Source organism: Pseudomonas fluorescens, from assembly GCF_902497875.1.
Classification (GTDB): Bacteria; Pseudomonadota; Gammaproteobacteria; order Pseudomonadales; family Pseudomonadaceae; genus Aquipseudomonas; species Aquipseudomonas fluorescens_BR.
This window is the reverse complement of sequence record NZ_CABVHY010000062.1, coordinates 1-15,580: the sequence shown is the minus strand read 5'-3', so window position 1 is coordinate 15,580 and position 15,580 is coordinate 1. Positions and strand designations below refer to the sequence as shown.

General features: G+C 58.3%; 13 protein-coding genes and 2 rRNA genes. 8 read left to right on the top strand and 7 right to left on the bottom strand.

Annotation, left to right across the window (positions count from 1 at the left end):
* The 5 genes from F8N85_RS33000 to F8N85_RS32980 form a co-directional block, all read left to right on the top strand.
* A 23S ribosomal RNA gene (locus F8N85_RS33000) occupies nt 1-1,181 on the top strand; the annotation flags it as partial.
* Between the two features lie 170 nt (nt 1,182-1,351).
* A 5S ribosomal RNA gene (gene rrf / locus F8N85_RS32995) occupies nt 1,352-1,467 on the top strand.
* Nucleotides 1,468-1,628: 161 nt separating this feature from the next.
* Entirely contained in the window at nt 1,629-2,288 is a 660-nt protein-coding gene (locus F8N85_RS32990) for a paraquat-inducible protein A (protein WP_150807598.1), read from the top strand.
* Nucleotides 2,275-2,898, top strand: a complete 624-nt coding sequence (locus F8N85_RS32985; RefSeq protein WP_150807597.1) for a paraquat-inducible protein A — start codon at nt 2,275-2,277, stop codon at nt 2,896-2,898. The genes F8N85_RS32990 and F8N85_RS32985 overlap by 14 nt, the downstream gene beginning before the upstream one ends.
* The gene (locus F8N85_RS32980) at nt 2,891-5,194 is read left to right on the top strand and encodes a PqiB family protein (RefSeq protein ID WP_150807596.1); all 2,304 of its coding nucleotides are present in this window, start codon (nt 2,891-2,893) and stop codon (nt 5,192-5,194) included. The genes F8N85_RS32985 and F8N85_RS32980 overlap by 8 nt, the downstream gene beginning before the upstream one ends.
* A gap of 109 nt (nt 5,195-5,303) precedes the next feature.
* Here F8N85_RS32980 and mksF read toward each other — a convergent pair whose 3' ends face one another.
* Genes mksF through mksB form a run of 3 tightly spaced genes read right to left on the bottom strand, consistent with a single transcriptional unit; the run spans nt 5,304 to nt 10,109 of the window.
* A complete protein-coding gene (mksF, locus tag F8N85_RS32975) occupies nt 5,304-8,144 on the bottom strand; it encodes an Mks condensin complex protein MksF (protein WP_150807595.1) in 2,841 nt (946 codons plus the stop codon).
* Nucleotides 8,141-8,842: an Mks condensin complex protein MksE gene (gene mksE / locus F8N85_RS32970; protein WP_150807594.1), complete on the bottom strand. Its 702-nt coding sequence runs from the start codon at nt 8,840-8,842 to the stop codon at nt 8,141-8,143. Before mksE ends, mksF begins: the two co-directional genes overlap by 4 nt.
* Nucleotides 8,832-10,109 (bottom strand): Mks condensin complex protein MksB, encoded by a 1,278-nt coding sequence (mksB, locus tag F8N85_RS32965; protein WP_191636315.1) that lies wholly within the window; start codon nt 10,107-10,109, stop codon nt 8,832-8,834. Before mksB ends, mksE begins: the two co-directional genes overlap by 11 nt.
* A gap of 178 nt (nt 10,110-10,287) precedes the next feature.
* Here mksB and F8N85_RS32960 point away from each other — a divergent pair, with 178 nt between their 5' ends.
* Together F8N85_RS32960 and rimI are read left to right on the top strand one after the other, a co-directional pair.
* Nucleotides 10,288-11,073: an energy transducer TonB gene (locus tag F8N85_RS32960; protein ID WP_150807592.1), complete on the top strand. Its 786-nt coding sequence runs from the start codon at nt 10,288-10,290 to the stop codon at nt 11,071-11,073.
* A complete protein-coding gene (gene rimI / locus F8N85_RS32955; RefSeq protein ID WP_150807591.1) occupies nt 11,066-11,518 on the top strand; it encodes a ribosomal protein S18-alanine N-acetyltransferase in 453 nt (150 codons plus the stop codon). The genes F8N85_RS32960 and rimI overlap by 8 nt, the downstream gene beginning before the upstream one ends.
* Before the next feature lie 146 nt (nt 11,519-11,664).
* Here the strand turns inward: rimI and F8N85_RS32950 are convergent, their stop codons facing one another.
* A complete protein-coding gene (locus F8N85_RS32950) occupies nt 11,665-12,069 on the bottom strand; it encodes a serine kinase/phosphatase (RefSeq protein WP_150807590.1) in 405 nt (134 codons plus the stop codon).
* Between the two features lie 155 nt (nt 12,070-12,224).
* Here F8N85_RS32950 and can point away from each other — a divergent pair, with 155 nt between their 5' ends.
* Entirely contained in the window at nt 12,225-12,869 is a 645-nt protein-coding gene (gene can / locus F8N85_RS32945; RefSeq protein WP_150807589.1) for a carbonate dehydratase, read from the top strand.
* A gap of 9 nt (nt 12,870-12,878) precedes the next feature.
* Here can and F8N85_RS32940 read toward each other — a convergent pair whose 3' ends face one another.
* The 3 genes from F8N85_RS32940 to F8N85_RS32930 form a co-directional block, all read right to left on the bottom strand.
* On the bottom strand, nt 12,879-13,403 hold the full coding sequence (locus tag F8N85_RS32940) for a lysine methyltransferase (protein WP_150807588.1): 525 nt from the start codon (nt 13,401-13,403) through the stop codon (nt 12,879-12,881).
* Nucleotides 13,404-13,572: 169 nt separating this feature from the next.
* Complete coding sequence (locus F8N85_RS32935) at nt 13,573-14,745, bottom strand: hypothetical protein (RefSeq protein WP_150807587.1); 1,173 nt, start codon at nt 14,743-14,745, stop codon at nt 13,573-13,575.
* 212 nt (nt 14,746-14,957) lie between these two features.
* Nucleotides 14,958-15,580, bottom strand: a 623-nt coding sequence (locus F8N85_RS32930) for a transposase (protein WP_150807586.1), incomplete at its 5' end; no start/stop codon positions are given.

Sequence of the window (15,580 nt, the reverse complement as noted above, 5' to 3'; positions counted from 1 at the left end):
AGCATTTACTGCGTAAGCCCATGCCGGTCGAAGATACCAGGCCGCTGCGACTGTTTATTAAAAACACAGCACTCTGCAAACACGAAAGTGGACGTATAGGGTGTGACGCCTGCCCGGTGCCGGAAGGTTAATTGATGGGGTTAGCTAACGCGAAGCTCTTGATCGAAGCCCCGGTAAACGGCGGCCGTAACTATAACGGTCCTAAGGTAGCGAAATTCCTTGTCGGGTAAGTTCCGACCTGCACGAATGGCGTAACGATGGCGGCGCTGTCTCCACCCGAGACTCAGTGAAATTGAAATCGCTGTGAAGATGCAGTGTATCCGCGGCTAGACGGAAAGACCCCGTGAACCTTTACTATAGCTTTGCACTGGACTTTGAATTTGCTTGTGTAGGATAGGTGGGAGGCTTTGAAGCGTGGACGCCAGTTCGCGTGGAGCCAACCTTGAAATACCACCCTGGCAACTTTGAGGTTCTAACTCAGGTCCGTTATCCGGATCGAGGACAGTGTATGGTGGGTAGTTTGACTGGGGCGGTCTCCTCCTAAAGAGTAACGGAGGAGTACGAAGGTGCGCTCAGACCGGTCGGAAATCGGTCGTAGAGTATAAAGGCAAAAGCGCGCTTGACTGCGAGACAGACACGTCGAGCAGGTACGAAAGTAGGTCTTAGTGATCCGGTGGTTCTGTATGGAAGGGCCATCGCTCAACGGATAAAAGGTACTCCGGGGATAACAGGCTGATACCGCCCAAGAGTTCATATCGACGGCGGTGTTTGGCACCTCGATGTCGGCTCATCACATCCTGGGGCTGAAGCCGGTCCCAAGGGTATGGCTGTTCGCCATTTAAAGTGGTACGCGAGCTGGGTTTAGAACGTCGTGAGACAGTTCGGTCCCTATCTGCCGTGGACGTTTGAGATTTGAGAGGGGCTGCTCCTAGTACGAGAGGACCGGAGTGGACGAACCTCTGGTGTTCCGGTTGTCACGCCAGTGGCATTGCCGGGTAGCTATGTTCGGAATAGATAACCGCTGAAAGCATCTAAGCGGGAAACTAGCCTCAAGATGAGATCTCACTGGGACCTTGAGTCCCCTGAAGGGCCGTCGAAGACTACGACGTTGATAGGTTGGGTGTGTAAGCGCTGTGAGGCGTTGAGCTAACCAATACTAATTGCCCGTGAGGCTTGACCATATAACACCCAAGCAATTTGCATGCTTCGAGCTGAAAAGCGAAAAGGCACCAGATTGCGGTGTGTGAAGACGAAACGAACCGAAAGTTCGAGATACTCACAAAACACCAAGCTATCACATACCCAATTTGCTGAAGCGAGGCCAACTGGCCACGACTCAGTACCCGAATTTCTTGACGACCATAGAGCATTGGAACCACCTGATCCCATCCCGAACTCAGCAGTGAAACGATGCATCGCCGATGGTAGTGTGGGGTTTCCCCATGTGAGAGTAGGTCATCGTCAAGATTAAATTCCGAAACCCCTATCTGCGTATGCAGGTAGGGGTTTTGTTTTTGGGCGCGATTTGTAGGCGTCCGGCGGCAAGAATGTTGCAAAACAATTTTGCACAGTTATTTTCGAGTCAGAACACTAGAATAGGCCCAACATTTTCCAAACCAGAGCCTTTTATGCCAGATCCGGTTGATACCCTGGAGGTGTCAGATTTACCGCTGGACGACTTGGTGGCGTGCCATGAGTGTGACTTGCTGATGCGCAAGCCAGACCTCGCTCACGGTGAGAAAGCCCAATGCCCGCGCTGTGGTTATGAGTTGTACGCTCATCGGCACAACGTCGTGGAACGCAGCCTGGCTTTGGTTATCGCCGCCTTGCTGTTGTATGTCCCCGCGAACTTTTTACCCATCATGCAGCTCAATCTACTCGGGCAGTCGTCGCAAGACACTGTCTGGAGTGGCGTGGTCGCTTTATTCAATACCGGCATGCAAGGCGTGGCGGTCGTGGTGTTTCTCTGCAGCATGGGGATTCCGCTGCTCAAACTGATCTGCCAGTTGGTCGTGTTGCTGAGTATTCGCTGGAACACAGGTCGCAGCTACGGCTTGCTGCTCTACCGCATTTATCACCATCTACGTGATTGGGGAATGCTCGAGGTCTATTTGATGGGCGTCTTGGTGGCGATCGTCAAATTGGCGGACATGGCCGCGGTCACCGTCGGTCTCGGCCTGGCGTGCTTTGTCAGTTTGTTAATGGTGCAGGTCTGGTTGGAGGTGGTGATGTCGCCCCATCAAATCTGGCAGGCATTGTCAGGAGAGGATGCTCATGCGGGCGATTGATGCGGGCATTCTGATTTGTATGGAGTGCCACGAGTTGAACAGGCAGGAGCCGGACAGCAATGAGCAGACCTGTACCCGCTGTGGCGCGCTGGTTCATGCGCGGCGCCCGAACAGCTTGGTGCGGACTTGGGCGCTGCTGGTGACTGCCGCGATTCTCTATATTCCGGCGAATCTGTTGCCGATCATGACGGTCAGTTCTTTAGGTCAGGGCGCTCCCAGCACCATTATGTCGGGGGTGATCGAGCTGGTTCAGCACGGTATGTTTCCGATCGCGGCGGTGGTGTTTATCGCGAGCATCCTGGTTCCCACCTTCAAGTTGGTAGGTATCGCTTTGCTGTTGTTCTCGGTGCAACGTCATCAGCCGCTGTCGGCTCGCCAGCGCATCATGATGTATCGATTCATCGAGTTCATTGGCCGCTGGTCAATGCTGGATATCTTCGTGATCGCCATTCTGGTGGCGTTGGTAAGTTTTGGCCGGCTCGCCAGTATCGAAGCGAATCTCGGCGCGGTGGCTTTTTCCAGCGTGGTGATTTTGACAATGCTTGCTGCAGTAACTTTCGATCCCCGACTGATTTGGGATAACACGGAGTCGGACGACGACCATGACTGATTTGCCTAAAGCTAAAACTCGACCGGCTTCCAATTGGTCGGCCATCTGGGTGCTGCCCCTGATCGCCCTGGTGATCGGCGGCTGGCTGGGCTGGCGTGCGTACAACGAGACCGGTATCCAGATCCAGGTTCGCTTTGAAAGTGGCGAAGGTATTCAGGTAAACAAGACCGAGGTGGTCTACAAAGGCATGCCGGTCGGCAAGGTCAAAGCCCTGGCCCTCGATGACGAGGGCAACAATAAGGGCGTGATCGCTACTGTCGAAATGAACAAGGATGTCGAACCTTATCTGAAGACCAGCACGCGTTTCTGGCTGGTCAAGCCGAGCGTGACCCTGGCCGGGATAACCGGGCTCGAAACGCTGGTGTCGGGCAACTACATCGCGGTCAGCCCGGGCGAGGGTGAGTCGACCCGCAAGTTCAAGGCCCTGGCGCAAGAGCCGCCATTGTCGGATTCCCAGCCGGGCTTGCACCTGACCGTCAAGGCGGATCGCCTGGGCTCGCTGAATCGCGGCAGCCCGGTGTTCTACAAGCAGATCCAGGTGGGGCAGGTGAAAAGCTACCTGTTGTCCGAAGATCAGAATACTGTCGAAATCAAGGTTTATATCGAGCCGACTTACGCCAAGCTGGTGCGCAAACATACGCGTTTCTGGAACGCCAGCGGGATCAGTATTGATGCCAACCTGTCCGGTGTGAAAGTGCGTAGCGAGTCTCTGTCCAGTATCGTGGCCGGTGGCATTGCATTTGCCACTCCGGAAAATCGCAAAGACAGTCCGCCTACTGATCCGAGCCTGCCGTTTCGCCTCTATGAAGACTTCGAGGCGGCCCAGGCCGGTATCCGGATCAAGGTCAAGCTCAGTGACTTTGAAGGCTTGCAGGCTGGTCGCACGCCAGTGATGTACAAGGGGATTCAGGTGGGTAGCCTCAAAGCCCTGAAAGTCGATCCCGATCTGTCCAGCGCCAGTGCCGAGTTGACGCTTGATCCATTGGCCGAAGACTATCTGGTAGACGGCACCCAGTTCTGGGTGGTCAAGCCGTCCATTTCGCTGGCCGGCATCACCGGCCTGGAGGCTTTGGTCAAAGGTAACTACATTGCGATCCGGCCGGGTGACAAGGGCGGTGCACCGCAACGCGAGTTCGAGGCCCGGGCCAAGGCGCCGCCGCTGGACTTGCGCTCCCCTGGCCTGCATATGGTGCTGCTCACCGAAAACCTGGGTTCGCTGGAGGTTGGCAGTCCGGTTCTCTACAAGCAGGTCAAGGTCGGTTCGGTGCAGAGTTATCAGTTCTCGCGCACTCGCAAGCAATTGGTTATCGGTGTGCACATCGAGAAGGAATACGAAGGACTGGTCAACGGCTCGTCGCGTTTCTGGAATGCCAGTGGGATCACCTTGTCGGGTGGTTTGACGGGCGGTATTCAAGTCAAAAGTGAATCGCTGCAAAGCTTGATGGCCGGAGGCATTGCCTTCGAAACCCCGGAAGCGAAAGTACCGTTGAGCAAGCGTATTCCGCGCTTCCGTCTGTTCGCCAACCATGAAGAGGCGACGCAGAAGGGGGCAGTGATCACGATCAAGGTCGATCGCGCCGACGGCTTGCGCAATGGCACGCCGATTCGCTTCAGGGGGCTGGATGTCGGCAAGGTCGAGGACGTCGATCTCAGCGATGATTTGCAGTCGGTACTGCTGACGGCACGTATCACTGAAGTGCCTGAACGCATTGCCCGTGCGGGTAGCCAGTTCTGGGTGGTCAAGCCGGAATTGGGTCTGATCAAGACCTCCAACCTTGAAACACTGGTCACCGGGCAATACCTGGAAGTTCAGCCAGCGGCGAAAAATCTCGGTCCGCAAAAGAACTTTGTCGCGCTGAACCAGCCACCGGAATCGGCGGTCTCCGAGGCTGGCTTGAGCCTGGTGCTGAGTGCCGCTCGCCGGGGATCGCTGAAGGCCGGTGTGCCGGTAACCTACCGGGAAGTCACTGTGGGAAAAGTCACCGCTTATGAGTTGGGTCAAACCGCCGATCGAGTGCTGATTCATATCCTGATCGAGCCGAAGTACGCGCCATTGGTTCGTAGCGGTAGCCGATTCTGGAACACCAGCGGCTTTGGTCTGGATATCGGCCTGTTCAAGGGCGCGACGGTGCGTACCGAATCCCTGGAGACCTTGATCCAGGGCGGCATTGCCTTTGCGACACCGGATGGTGAACGCATGGGTAACCCGGTTCGAGCGGAGCAAACTTTCCCGTTGTTCGACAAGTTCGAAGAGGAATGGCTGGGCTGGGCGCCGAAGATCTCTTTGGGTAAATAAGCGCACCCCTGTAGGAGCAGCCGGGCGGCGTTCCGTTTGCTCCTACAAAAAACAAAAAAGGCCGCGATCCAATGGATCGCGGCCTTTTCATTTCTGCGGCAATGAGCGATTAAACCTCGTCCAGCTCCGGCTCGGTCGATTCAACCTTGATCGCAACCTTCACCTCGTCATGCCGACGGATGTATTTCCAGTCCGCCTCATCGATGTAAATTCCGTTCGGCCCGCTGCCGCCTTCCAGGTCGATGGCGACATGGGCGCAGACCTGCGGCTTCACACTGGCCAGAATCGGCACGAAACCCAGTTGCAGGCTGGTTTCCAGCAATGCCGCCTGGTTCTTCTCGTCGATGTCTGCCGCCTCGTCGAGGTAATACGGCAGACGGACGCGGCCGGCCTGATCACGATCCATCAAGTGCAGCAACAAATACATGTTGGTCAGCGCCTTGATGGTCATGGTCGTGCCGTTGGACGCGGCGCCATCGATGTCGGTGTGGATGACCGGTTGGCCGTTGACCTTGGTGATCTCGAACGCCAGTTCGAACAGGTCCTTGAGGCCCAGTTGGTTATGGTTTGCCGCCACCAGGCGCGCCAGATACTCCTTGGCCTCCTCGTTCTTGTTGTCCTGATCGGCGCTTTGGCTCAGGTCGAACACCGAGAGGGTTTCGCCTTCTTCATACTGACCGGCGCTGTGGATGATCTGGTCGATATGCTTGAGGGCTTCCTTGTTCGGCGCCAGGACAATGCGGAAGCTTTGCAGGTTGGACACCTGGCGCTTGTTGATCTCACGGTTGAACAGGGCCAACTGGTGTTCAAGGCTGTCGTAGTCGCTACGGATGTTGCGCAGGGTCCGTGCGATATCGGTGACCGCCGCGCGGCGCGCCTTGCCCAGGGTCAGGGCTTCGTCGGTACGGTGCGCGTAGGCATTGATCAGCAGTTGCAGGCGACGCTCCATATCGTCTTCGCTGTCGAACTTGGCCACGCCCTTGAGGCGAACCTGAGCGTACAGCGCTTCAATCTGTCCATCGCTGCGCAGCAAACCTTGCCAGCTGTCCTGGTAGTCATTGAGTAGCGGTAGCAGGTTGTCCATGGAGTCGTCGACCGGGTCCATGAAGGGCGTACCGAACGGCAGATCGGCAGGTAACAGCTGGCGGCGGCGCAGGGCATCATCGAGCGTGCGCTGCTTGGCTTCCATGTCGCCGAGCTGCCGGCCGACCAGTTGCAGCTTGGCCGACAGTTGCTGGACGCGTTCGGTGAAGGCGTCGCTGGAGCGCTTCAGTTCATCCTGGGCGCCTTCCATCTGTGCCAGTTGCTCAAGCTTGTCATCTTCCTCGGCGCTCAGGGTTTGCGAGCGACGGAAATCCTCCAGGGCTTTCTGCGCGTCCAGCACTTGCTGATACAGCGCTTCGGTCTGGGTCTTGCTGGCGGCGCGGTCCGCCGCAACGGCCTGTTGGGTTTTCAGTTGCTTGAGTTCTTTTTCCAGGCGCTCCTTCTGATCGCGCAGCGCCGCGCGGTCGGCCAGGGCTTGCAGCGCCGGCGGCTCGATGTGCGACAGGTCGATGGACAGACCCGGTACTTCGAAACGCTCGCCCTTGAAGCCATCGAGAATCAGCTCCATGGATTTGACCCACTGGCCATTTTCGTCCAGATCGATGCCGTGCTCGCCCAGTGGCAGGCTGAACAGCGCGCTGTTGAACAGGCGCATCAGCCGTTCGACGTCCTGTGGCGAGAATTCTTCGCGCAGGCGGGCGTAACTGTTGTTGTCGGCATGATCGAGTTGCTGCTTGACCGACTTCAGGCGTTTTTCCAGATCCCGCAGACGCTCTTCAAGGTCTTCGGCGCTGAACTGCCGGGACTGTGCAAGAGCACCGGCCAGTTCATCGTGAGCGTCTTTGGCGGCCAGCAGCTGCTGTTCGAGGACTTTGACATCATCGACCAGGGCAAAGCGATGCTTGAGCACCGACAGTTCACCGAGCCAGCGCTGAATGCCGCTGATTTCCCGCTCCAGACGCATCAATTCCTGAGTGCTACTGCGTTGGTCGTTTTGCAGGGCGTCCTGTTCGTTGCGGTAATGCTCGGATTGAATCAGCAGCTCTTCCTTGCGCGCACCGGCGTAGTCCGACCAGGTGCCGAGCAAGGAGTCGAGCAGCGGCGACAGGCGATGCAGCTTGCCGCGCAGGAAATTGCGCTGGGTGACCCCGGCGGCCAAGGCTTCGACCAGGGGGCCTGCGGTGACCAGCGAGTTGTAGTCCTGCTCCATCCGCCGGACATCGCGGAAGGCTTCTTCGCAGGCAGCGATGTAGTCGACACTGCCGGACCGCAGGCTGTGCTCAAAGGCATCAAGGAATAGTTGCTTGAGCTTGGCCGCGGTGATTTCGCGCATGTGCAGCAGGTTGATGAACAATGCGCGGAAGGTCTTCAGGCTCTGTTCGCTGGTGGAGCGCAGTGGAATCAGGGTCAGGTCCAGCGGAATCGAAGTGTGACCGCCCACCAGCAACCGACGCAGTTCTTCGGGCTTGAGCTCGTAGGCTTTCAGGCCCTGGCGCTCGAGATTGCTGAACAGTTCTTTCTGCCGCAGGCAGGTGTCATCTTTCTGGTAATGCGCCAGGTCGAGTTTGCCGGCATAAGCAAAGAACTGGTGACCGAAGCCGCCCCCCGGGCCGCGACCGACGACACCGATCACGTGGGTGCCGTGGGGCAGGCAGACTTCGACCAGGATGTAACTGGTGTCTGAAGCAAAGTAAAAGCGCCGGGATTGCTCCAGGCTGTACTTGCCGAAGCTCATGTCCGACATGCGCGCCAGGATCGGGAACTGCAAGGCGTTGATCGAGGCGGATTTACCGAGGTTGTTCGCGCCGTATACCGACAACGGGTGCTCCAGCGGAAACAGCCCAAGGCTGTAACCGGCGGTGTTCAGCAGGGCAAAGCGGCGAATGCCGTAGCGTTCCTGGCTCATGCGTCGATCTCCTGTTCAGCGGCAATGGCGCGGGCCAGCGCGTCTTCTTCGCTCTCTTCCTCGAAGTCACTAAGGTCCAGTGGGTCATCGGTTTCCAGCAGTTTTTCATCACTGTCGTCATCGATCAGCACGGGTACCGGCAATGGCAACACGCTGTGCAGACTCGCAGCCAAATCACGGTCTTGCTGGACCGACAGGCAAACATCGAGGAAACGGTGCATCGGCGGCAGGAAACGGTAGATGCCATTTTCTTCGCTAGCGAAGCCGAGCTGGGTCATGCGCCGCATGATTTTTTCTTCCAGCTCTTCCTGGGTCTGTACTTCGGCCTGAATGAACAAATCGCGGTATTTTTCCAGCAATGACGGCAACTCATCGCGGCCTAGACTGCCACCATCGAGCACGGCCACCGGGTCGCGGCCCTGATCCGCCAGATGCTCGACGATGATGAAGGTGAACAGCGCCAGACGCTGGGCGGTCTTGTTCACCGCAGCGGTGGCGAGGTCCGGAACGAAGTAGTAGAAACCACGGGTATCGCAGACCAGTTCGAAGCCCAGCGCCTTGAACAACGTGCGGTACTGGTCCTGAAAGTTTGATAGTTGCGCGTACAGCTCCGGGTCGCGGCGACTGACATGGTAACCCTTGAGCAGCTCGCGAAAGATCGGCGCGAGCTGGGACAGTTCGGAAAGATCAAGATGCATGTGGAGTGCTCGCAGAATTCTCGGCCGCGTCATCGCGGGCCGAGAGCAGGGCGAAGGAGCGCAGGCTGACCTGATGCTCGTGAGTGTGGTAGTCGCGACGTTCGAGGCGCTCGCGTTTGAAGCGTTTCTCCCGCGACAGGCGCGAGAACCAATAGAGCAATTCGTCGGTGGCGCCGTCCGGTTCCTGTTCCAGCAGCCAGGTCATCAGATCCGGCATCGGCAGGGCGTCTTCGCAGCGTTCGAGCATTTCCCGAACGGTGCGCGGGGCATTCGGGGCTTCGCCCTTTTGAGTCTTGTGAGCCTTGGGGAAACGCGCCGGTTTCGGCTCGAAGCGCGCCAGGGCATACACATAGGCCTCGACCTGGCTGGCACTGCCGAGGAAGGTACTTTGCGGCCGGGTGAACATCGGCATCGCCGCTTGCGGCACCGCATCGATGCCTTTGCGCCGGATGGCCGCCAGCGCCAGTGCTGCACCACGGGTCACGGCGTTATGGCGGCGGGCTTCTTCGCGTAGTGGCAGGAGTAGTTCCCGGGCGTGACGCAGGGTCAGCTGGGCGCTGGTCTGCATTTCGAGGATGCGAGCGTGAGTGCGCAGCAGCATGTCGTCATCGACCAGGTGACCGAGGCGCTGCTGTTCGCTGAGCATGCGCAGCAGCACGTTCTCGACTTTGCGCACGCCTTGCTCGAACGCGCCGTCAGCGTTGACCAGCTGGATCATCGGTTCGACGTATTCGTCCCAAGTCGCCAGCACCTCGGCGTAGCGCTGACGCAGTGGAATCTGCCGGTCGCTGGTCTTGGCCCGCTCGGCGACCGCCACCAGAGCCTGTTCGTCGTTGGCGAGTTTTTTCAGCACATCGCGTACACGCATGTCCAGCAACCGCAACTGACGCGCCAGATCACTGCTATCACGGATGTCGAAGGCGTCCTGGATATAACCGGCCAGCCGCTCCAGATGGCGCAGATAAGCTTCGATTTCCAGGCACAGGCCCAGACGGTGCTCGCGCCGCAGGTACGCGAGGAAGTCGTGGATTTGTGCGTTCAACTCGAAACGGTTCGGGCTTTTTGCCACCGGAACCAGAATATCCAGGCGGATCCACACGTCCAGCAGGCTGGTGATGTCCTGTGGCGTGCTGTCCAATTGCTGGGCGCCCAGCTGTGAACGCAGTTCGTTGAGGCTCAAAGTGCCTTGGTCGAAATGCTCGCACAGAGGCTCCAGGAGTGCCCAGTGTTCGGCGAGGGCGCGCAAGACGCGCTTGGGTTCGATCATCGGAGAGGCCGGCTGGTTGACGATTAAAAGCCGCGATTGTACTGCATCGCAGGGTCTGCGATTCACCCCCGGTCTCTTGATGAATCGTCCTGCTGATTTTCTATCGATCAACGGCGGGCGATCTTGGGCGAAGGGCGGTAGAATCCCTCCTCTTTAGTTATCCACAAGTGGCCGACCTTTGCTTATCGAGTCCCGTCGCCGCGCTTATTTGACCGCCATGCAGGTGGTCAACTGGCTGCCGCGCACCGAATTGCCGTTTGCCGCGCCGTCGCGCCCGGAGCTGCTGGTGATGCCTGAGCCGCCGGTCGAGGCGGTTGCGCCTGTTGCGGTTGCGCCTGCTCCCAGTGGGAAAGTCGTCGCCGAGCCTGTGGCCAGGCCTGTCGAGCGGGCGAAGATCGAAGTGCCAAGGCCGACCAGCGTGAGTAAACCCGCGGTCCAGGTCCAGGAGGCGGCTGCGCCGGTGGTCAGGGCGCCGCAAGTGTCGCCGCCACGTTTCGCCTTGCAGCTGCTGCGGGCTGGTGCTTGTCTGCTGCTGGTGGAGTTACCCACAGGCGAAGCCTTCCAGACCCGCGATCCGGCCTATTTGCTGCTCAAAGACATGCTGCGCGCCGCCGGTCTGCCGGACAGCCCGCAAATCGTCGGTGAGCCGGTGCGTTGGCCGTTGCTGGTGCGCGGCACGATGGATCAAGGTCCTGAAGCGGCCCGTGACTTTGTGCAAGGTTTTGTTTCGGCACGCCTGGAGGACGCACCTTGCGTCTGTCTATGGCTGATCGGCCTGCCGGCAATACGCTTTGCGGGTGAAGCGAACGCCGAATCCTACAACCGTGAACTGCAGGTCGAAGGTTTGGGCTCGGTCTGGGCGCTGCCGGGCCTGGAATTATTAATGGAAGAGCCACAGCGTAAAGCTGATATCTGGCAAGCCATGCGTCGGCTGATGGCGCGCTGGAAAAGCAACGATGAGTGATGCGGTAACGTTCCGTCCGATGACCGAGGCGGACCTGGATGTTGTACTGAAAATCGAATACGCGGCGTTCAGCCACCCGTGGACCCGTGGGATTTTTCTTGATGGCTTGGGCAAGTACCAGATCTGGTTGATGTTCGAAGGCGAGCAACAGGTGGGACACGGTGTCGTCCAGATCATCCTGGATGAAGCGCATTTGCTGAACATCACGGTCAAACCGGAAAACCAGGGGCGCGGTCTCGGCTTGCAGCTGCTGGAGCACTTGATGTCCCGCGCTTACGAAGCGAAGGCCCGGGAATGCTTCCTGGAACTTCGCGACAGCAATCGCGCGGCTTTCAAGCTCTATGAGCGCTACGGCTTCAACGAAATCGGTCGCCGGCGCGATTATTACCCGGCAGTGGGCGGGCGTGAAGATGCAGTGGTGATGGCTTGCACCCTGGTTGACTAGATCACCTCCCGTAGGAGCTGCCGCAGGCTGCGATCTTTAGCGGCAGATGCCGCGCCGCCAGATTCAGGACTGCCGTCATAACGTCAAAAGATCGCAGCCTGCGGCAGCTCCTACGGGTTGGGCGTGCTTCCAGTGATACCGGTGGGTTACCGATTGCCATCCACAGGCTCACGCTCGGCCATTTCGGCTTCATCCAGGCCATTGCCTCCGCCGATGTCATCTTCGTCGACGATGCTCAGGTCCCAATCGGCCGGCTCGTCTTCGCCGGCTTCAGCGGCATCGCGCGCGCCGTCTTCGAGGATCATGGTTTCGGCGCTGAGGTCGTCATCGGTTGATTCATGATCCAGCGTCGAGCCACCGGACATACCCGCCTCATGGCTGCGCTTGCGCGCCGGGGCCTGCTGACGTTCGCTGTCAGGTGTCAGCTCGGCGATGCGGTCGCGGGTTTCGTCTTCATCGAAATGCAGCTCCTGCATCGAACCCATGCGATCTTCGGTGTCGTCGATCTCCTCCGGCTGTGGCGCGCCGTAGGGACGTCGTGATTCGGTCATGACAACTCCTCATAATGTAAGGCCTATAGGGTGGACAGGCGTTACCCTCTAAGATTCCACGGTATTATCCTCGCTCGGCTATCTGCACACAGAGCGTGACCCCGACCGGCGGTCGTCTGTCAAAAAGCAGCACATCATTCTTGAGGCTTCATAGCATGAACGAACTACAAGATCTGATTGATAACAACGAGCGCTGGGCCGACGCGATCAAGCAGGAAGATCCTGACTTCTTCGCCAAACTGGCCCGCCAACAAACGCCTGAATACTTGTGGATCGGCTGTTCGGACGCGCGGGTACCGGCCAACGAGATCGTTGGCATGCTGCCCGGTGATCTGTTCGTCCACCGTAACGTGGCCAACGTGGTGCTGCACACTGACCTCAACTGCCTGTCGGTCATCCAGTACGCGGTGGATGTGCTCAAGGTCAAACATATCCTGGTCACCGGCCACTACGGCTGCGGCGGAGTGCGCGCCTCGATGCAGGATCGGCAGTTGGGCCTGATCGACGGCTGGCTACGCTCGATTCGTGACCTTTACTACGAACACCGTGAACCGCTGGCCCTGCTGGCCACGGAAGAAGAGCGAGTCGACCGTCTCTGCGAGCTGAACGTGATCCAGCAAGTCGCCAACGTCGGCCATACAAGCATAGTGCAAAACGCCTGGCATCGCGGGCAGGCCCTGTCGATCCACGGCTGCATCTATGGCATCAAGGACGGTCGCTGGAAAAGCCTGAACGCGACCATCAGCGGTTTTGAACAGCTGCCACCGCAGTATCGCTTGCGCCCGGTCGGAGCGATTTGACCAACGCACTCAACAAAGGCTGTGTCGGCGCCAATGCTGCATAAACAGCAGTCCTTCGGCATTTGGCGACTCGTTGTAGCCGGTGATCCAGCCTCGGCATTCGGCTGAACCGCAGCGGCAGGCGAACTGATGGAACAGTTCGTCTTCGGTGCTGGCGTAGTCCATGCACAGCAACGTGCCCTTGGTAATGTCCTGCAACGACCACAGCCATAGCTCGCTCATGTCGAGAAAGACATTGGGATCGCAAGAGTGCGCCAGCAAACCACTGAAGAAGGGATCGTAGACATGGATGCCGGGTATCAGTTGGTGTGTATGCGGGCCGCGAGCGGATAGCAACTGTCCGGACACCTTGCAGATCCGCCGTATGCGTTGTAAATCCAACATTGCAACGACTGCACTGCCTTGCCCGTTTTCGTTATAGGTAATCTTGAAGTTGCGGCTCGCGGGGTAGCCCTGCGAAACGGATAGCTTGTCGCAGGGATAGAGGCAATCGGTGGCTAATTCACGAGGTTTTTCCATCGCCGGGCTTTTCATAACGGTCCTTGTCGGTTCGGTGCTACGACCGCAGTGCACTGGCTTCCTGCCAGCCCCGCAGCAAATGGGTCCACCTCAAGAGTCTCGCAAATAAACAAGAGAATCTACTGTCATATCTGACAGTCGATATCGGCCCCAGCCTGCGTCAGGCAAGGCTGGGCGGTTGGTTTTATAGTCGCGGTGCGGCGCTCGAGGCTACCGGTGCGGGGGCCTTGAGCTGGCTCAACTGAGACTTGATCGGAGCCGTCGAGCACTTGGCTTGAGCTTGCGCCACTGTCAGATTGCGGATCGAGGTGTAGAACAGCTCGCAGGTTTGCTCTTTGCGGGTGACTTGCCAGGTTTGCATACAGCTTTTCAACTGCACATTCGGATCGCTTCCGGGCTTGCTGCCCATCCCGGCCTGCCAGCACGCGGCACTCAGATCCTGGCCCATGACGATCAAACCGGCGGCATCGGCCTTGGCTTGATCGCCGTCATAACTCTGCGGGTCGGCGGCATACCAGATATAGCTGGGATGATTGGAGCCCAGAACCGGCACCTTCACCCCTTCGCTCGGGCTGATCTGAGCCAGGCCCAGCACACTGACGGTTGCCCCATATTGCTGCTTGATCCAGTTTCGTACCGGTGCACCGAAGGCAACCATCGGCAAGGCCGCGCCGCTGGCATTCTGGCTGACCTCCTTGACCATGGTGGTCTGGTAATCCTTGAAGTAGTCGTAGACGCCCTCCAGATCCTTACCGGCGCTGGACGGCGCGGCAATCGGTGCGATGTCGATGATGGTCTGATAGGCCGGTGTTTGCTCCGCCGCAATGCCATTGGCGGTCAACAACGTGGCCCAGCGGTCGGTAGTGGCGGACTCCAGGTAGTCCTGGGCGCGGGTCAGGGAGTAGTCCGGCGGGAAGTGCAGCAACTCGACACTCTTGCGATTCTCCAGCGCCATCCCCAGCGGTAGAAACAGATACCAGCTATAGGCCCATTTGCCATCGGCATTCAGTTTGCTCGCGCCGTTGTAGGCCAGATCTCCGGCATCCAGCAGCGCCGCCAGTGGCTTCTCATAGGTCTTCGGTACACCGCTGATGGCCGCGTAAAGCTGGTCGTTGTCAGTTTTGACGCTGACTTTCGCCGCACTGTAGCCATCGCGTTGCACGCTTTGGGTCAGGTAGTGCTCGACAGTCTGTTCAAGCGTCCAGTCGCGGAAACAAATCACCTCGCAGTTATTGGGATAGGCAAACAGCCGGGTCACACGCTCGGTGCTGCCCAGCTTCAGATCGACATCGGCGTGGGCGGTTGCACTCAGGGTGAGGGCGGCGAGAGTTAAGGGCAGTCCAGTGAGTTTCAACATGCTTGGCTCCTTGTCAGTATCCCGGTTGTCCGGGATTTGTCCGTCCAGGGAGAGTAGCGGGTGACGCAGACGGGGGCGGGGAGAATCATTTCAGAACGTCTGGGGGCGCAGGCCATATCGCCAAGATCGCAGCCTGCGGCAGCTCCTACGCCGATTACCGACACCTGCACATCATCGGGTGTACGCAAAATCTGTAGATACCGTCTTAACTCTCACCGGGCAAGCGCAAGTTTCGGGTCAAAGGGCTGGCCCGATTTGATCACTCCAAAGATGATGTGCAGCAGCTTGCGCATTGCTGCACAGATGATCTGCTTGGGGGCCTTGCCGTTGGCTTTCAATCGCTCTTTGAGCGCGATAATCGCTTCGTTGTGCTGCATCGCCACCAGACCTGGCATGTAGAGCCCGGTTCGGAGTCGCGCTGATCCGATTTTCGAGATAAAGGTGCGGCCCTTAAGCTGGCCAGACTCTTCCAGCTTTGGATTTAAGCCCGCCGCCGCCACCATTTGTCGAGGATTCGAATACTTTCGCAGGTCGCCCAGCTCGGCAAACAGCATTTGCGCCGATTTGTCGGCAATGCCATCAATGGTCACCATCAAATCGCGCATTTGGCGCATGTCCGGGTCGTCATCAATGTGTTTCTTGAGAGCCTTTTTGGTTTCGGCAATCTCTTTCTCGATGTGGCTGATTACGGATTTGATCGAAATCTTGACGCTGTCGTCGGACACATCCAGACGATTACGTTCCATCTGCAGCATTTCCTGAAGGTCATTCAGGCGACGAACCATGGCCTTCACCTGTCGATACTTCAGCGGCTCCGGCTCCCACAGCCTTAGCT